Origin of the sequence: Roseateles sp. (genome assembly GCF_031397715.1) — a bacterium.
GTDB lineage: Bacteria > Pseudomonadota > Gammaproteobacteria > Burkholderiales > Burkholderiaceae_C > Paucibacter_A.
This window is the reverse complement of record NZ_JANNMI010000315.1, coordinates 1-3,761: the sequence shown is the minus strand read 5'-3', so window position 1 is coordinate 3,761 and position 3,761 is coordinate 1. Positions and strand designations below refer to the sequence as shown.

6 protein-coding genes and 1 pseudogene are annotated in these 3,761 nt (G+C 63.2%); 2 read left to right on the top strand and 5 right to left on the bottom strand.

Going from position 1 to position 3,761, the window contains the following annotated elements; all coding sequences use genetic code 11:
- The 4 genes from RMO57_RS13700 to RMO57_RS13685 form a co-directional block, all read right to left on the bottom strand.
- A partial coding sequence (locus RMO57_RS13700) for an Hsp70 family protein (RefSeq protein WP_310387481.1) occupies nt 1-761 on the bottom strand: 761 nt, incomplete at its 3' end.
- Between the two features lie 118 nt (nt 762-879).
- On the bottom strand, nt 880-1,404 hold the full coding sequence (gene grpE, locus RMO57_RS13695) for a nucleotide exchange factor GrpE (RefSeq protein WP_310387479.1): 525 nt from the start codon (nt 1,402-1,404) through the stop codon (nt 880-882).
- Between the two features lie 90 nt (nt 1,405-1,494).
- On the bottom strand, nt 1,495-1,929 hold the full coding sequence (locus tag RMO57_RS13690) for an RNA-binding S4 domain-containing protein (RefSeq protein ID WP_310387477.1): 435 nt from the start codon (nt 1,927-1,929) through the stop codon (nt 1,495-1,497).
- Nucleotides 1,930-2,012: 83 nt separating this feature from the next.
- A complete protein-coding gene (locus RMO57_RS13685) occupies nt 2,013-2,141 on the bottom strand; it encodes a hypothetical protein (RefSeq protein WP_310387476.1) in 129 nt (42 codons plus the stop codon).
- Between RMO57_RS13685 and RMO57_RS13680 the strand changes: the two genes are divergently transcribed.
- Nucleotides 2,142-2,366 carry a hypothetical protein gene (locus RMO57_RS13680; RefSeq protein ID WP_310387474.1) on the top strand — a complete coding sequence of 75 codons (225 nt, stop codon included), beginning with the start codon at nt 2,142-2,144 and terminating at the stop codon, nt 2,364-2,366.
- Nucleotides 2,342-2,707, top strand: a pseudogene (locus tag RMO57_RS13675) (tripartite tricarboxylate transporter permease); the annotation flags it as partial. The gene RMO57_RS13680 and the pseudogene RMO57_RS13675, both read left to right, overlap by 25 nt.
- 27 nt (nt 2,708-2,734) lie before the next feature.
- Here RMO57_RS13675 and hemH read toward each other — a convergent pair.
- On the bottom strand, nt 2,735-3,761 hold a 1,027-nt coding region (hemH, locus tag RMO57_RS13670), incomplete at its 5' end, for a ferrochelatase (RefSeq protein WP_310387472.1).

The following is a 3,761-nucleotide window of genomic DNA, read 5'->3' as shown; positions in this document are numbered from 1 at the left end:
GTCAGATCGACCCCTTGGTCCTTCTTGAACTCGGCGACGATGTAGTCAATGATGCGCTGGTCGAAGTCTTCGCCGCCCAGGAAGGTGTCGCCATTGGTCGACAGCACTTCGAACTGCATTTCACCGTCGACGTCGGCGATCTCGATGATGGAGACGTCAAAGGTGCCGCCGCCCAAGTCGTACACAGCGATCTTGCGGTCGCCCTTGCCATGCTTGTCGAGGCCGAAGGCCAAGGCCGCGGCGGTGGGCTCGTTGATGATGCGTTTGACGTCCAGACCGGCGATGCGGCCGGCGTCCTTGGTCGCCTGGCGCTGGGCGTCATTGAAGTAGGCCGGCACCGTGATGACGGCTTCGGTGACTTCTTCACCGAGGTAGTCCTCGGCGGTCTTCTTCATCTTGCGCAGGATCTCGGCCGACACTTGGGGCGGCGCCAGCTTTTTGCCGCGCACTTCGACCCAGGCGTCGCCGTTGTCGGCGGCAACTATGGTGTAGGGCATCAGGTTGATGTCCTTTTGCACTTCTTTTTCGGTGAACTTGCGGCCGATCAGACGCTTCACCGCGTACAGCGTGTTGCGTGGGTTGGTGACGGCCTGGCGCTTGGCCGAGGCGCCGACCAGGATTTCGCCGTCTTCTTGGTAAGCAATGATGGATGGCGTGGTGCGAGCGCCTTCTGCGTTCTCGATCACGCGCGTCGTGTTGCCTTCCATCACGGCCACGCACGAGTTCGTGGTGCCCAAGTCAATACCGATGATCTTTCCCATTGTCATTTCTCCTGAAGATTTGTTGATGGCCTCCGCGTTCTTTGTCGCGACGACCGCCTGAAGCTGATGCTTATAAGCTGTGGATAAGTCCTGGGCTTTCAAGCCCAGCGGTGCACATTTATTTGGGCGCGGTGACCGTCACCAGGGCCGGTCGCAGCGTGCGATCGGCGATCGAATAGCCTTTTTGCAGCACCATCACCACGGTGTTGGGTTCTTGCTCGGCCGGCACGACCGAAATCGCCTGGTGCTGGTGCGGGTCGAACTTGGTGCCGGCGGGCGGGTTCAACTCGATCACCTTGTTGCGCTCCAGTGCCGCGGCCAATTGGCGCTTGGTGGCGTGTACGCCTTCCAGCACCGTCTCGACCTTGGCGTCGGGCATGGCGATGGCGGCTTCCATGCTGTCCATCACCGGTAGCATCGACTCGGCAAAGGACTCGACCGCGAACTTGCGCGCCTTGCTGACATCGTCGTCGGCGCGACGGCGGATGTTTTCCACCTCGGCCTTGGCACGCAGATAGGCGTCCGACATTTCGGCTAAACGCGTTTCCAGCTCAGTCACTTTGCTGTCATCGGCGCTGTTGACAGCGGCAATCAGTTCGTCTGGGCTGAGGGGCTCTTGGGGGGGGTTATTGGATGTCGTCATGATGCGGAAATGAGCTATGGGGCTTATATGGACGCCTTCTCCGGAATTTCAAGAGGGGTATTTGGGACGCTTGCTGCGGGAATCCCGGAACTAGTGGTCGTCTGAGGATGCGGACCAGCGATCCCAATCCGCCAGCCGGCGGCGGTCCTGCTTGGTCGGTCGCCCTTGGGTGATGCTCTGGGCCGGCTCGGGCGCCAGCCGACGCGCTTCGCTGAGCTTCTCGCGCAGGGCGATGCTGTCCGGCGTTTCTTCAAACAGTGCCTGCGCTTGGCGGGCGGGGCCGCGCACATGGCTCAAACCCAGGACCCGCACCTCGCGCTCCACCACGCCTTGGCGGAATTTCAGCAGGTCGCCGGGTTTGAGTTCGCGCGAGGCCTTGGCCACTTGGCCGTTGACCTGCACCCGGCCACGTCCAATCTCCTCGGCCGCCAGCGAGCGGGTCTTGAAGAAGCGCGCCGCCCACAGCCATTTGTCCAGCCGTAGTCCGGTGGTGAGTTTGTCGAAGGCGGGCAGGGCGGTTTTCATGCAGATATTTTCCCTCAAGTTTTTACTGCACCGCTCGGCGGCAGCCGCACGACGGCGTCCAGGCCTTGGACTTGGCCCTGCGGCTACTCGGAGTTTGCGCAGTACATCGCCAGCGGCAAGCTGCGCACGATCGCCGTCACCTCGGACCAGCGCTTGCCCGGCTTCAATGTGCCGACCCTGTGTGAGTTGGGGCTGGACGTGGTGATCGGCAATTGGCGCGGCGTTTACGCCCGCCCGGCATCACGTCCGAGCAGCCGAAGGCCTTGACCGACATGATCACAGCGGTGCCCCGCAACAAGGTCTGGATCAGCGTGCTGGAGTCGAATAACTGGACGTCCGCGCTGCTGACCGGCAAGGCCTTCGCCGGCTTTGTCGACCAGGAGTTCGCCATGCTGCGCGCCATCATGGTCGAGCTTGGCTGCGCGGCACCTTTCTAGGCTTCCCCTTCGGCACCATCCCAGCCGGCGGCTCGGAGATCCCGACCTTCCTGAGTTATGCGACGGAGCGCAAGTTGTCCAAGCACAAGGAGGAATTCGGGACGGGCGCGATCTTGTTGAGTGCGCTGCAGAACGTTGGTACCCGGGCCGGCCTGCAGCTGTTCCAGACCGCGTCAACTTTGGTGTGGGCGCTGATTGCCTCGCTGTCGATCGGCGAGGGCCATTGGGGCGTGGTCCTGCAGCGGCAGATGTCGGGCGGGCTGCTGACTATCGTGGCCTTGGTGCTGGTGTTGCCATGTGTTTGGCTGCACGTGATGCGCTGGCGGGAAGTCAGGCCGATGGCGCAGCGTAATGCAAATGACGCCGCATCACCTTGACGCGCCCGCCGCCAGCGCCAAGTCGCGCTGGATCTGCAGCGCCGCCGCATCGGGCCCGACCTGAGTTGGCCAGCCCTGCAGATGGCGCTCGGCCAGCGCGGTCAGCATGCGCATGCCGGCAGGGCTGTCATTCAGGCAGGGAATGTAGCTGAATTGTTGACCGCCCGCGGCAATGAAGGCATCGCGTGCTTCCATGCTGATCTCTTCCAAGGTCTCCAGGCAATCGGCACTGAAGCCCGGGCAGATCACGGCCACGTTCTTGACGCCGTCGGCAGCGAGCTTCTTCAAGGTCGGTTCGGTGTAGGGCTCCAGCCACTTGGCTTTGCCGAAGCGGCTTTGGAAGGTGACGATGTACTCAGCCTTGCTCAAACCCAGCGCCTCGGCCAGCAAGCGGCCGGTCTTCAGGCATTCGCAGTGGTAAGGGTCGCCCAGGGCCAGCGTGCGCGCCGGCATGCCGTGAAAGCTCATCACCAGCCGCTCAGGTCGGCCGTTAGCGGTCCAGTGGTGGCGCACGCTCTCAGCCAGCGCGCCAATGTAGGGCGCTTCGTCGTGGTAGCGGTTGATGAAGCGCAGCTCGGGCAGGTGGCGGGTGCCCAGCGCCCAAGTGGCCACATCGTCCACCACGCTGGCGGTGGTGGCGCCCGAATACTGCGGATAAGCCGGCAGCACCAGGATGCGGGTGGCACCTTCGGCGCGCAGGCTGTTGAGCGTGTCGGCAATCGAGGGCGAGCCATAGCGCATCGCATAGCGCACCGTGACCGCATGGCCGCGCTCACCGAGATAGCCTTGCAAAAGTTTGGACTGCTTCGCGGTCCACACCTTCAGCGGCGAGCCCTCTGAAGTCCAGACACTGGCGTATTTGGCGGCCGACTTGGCCGGGCGCACGCGCAGGATGATGCCGTGCAGGATGGCCAGCCAAAGCAGCCGAGGAATTTCAACCACGCGCGGGTCACTGAGGAACTGCGCCAAGTAGCGGCGCAAGGCGGGCGCGGTGGGCGCATCGGGAGTGCCAAGATTG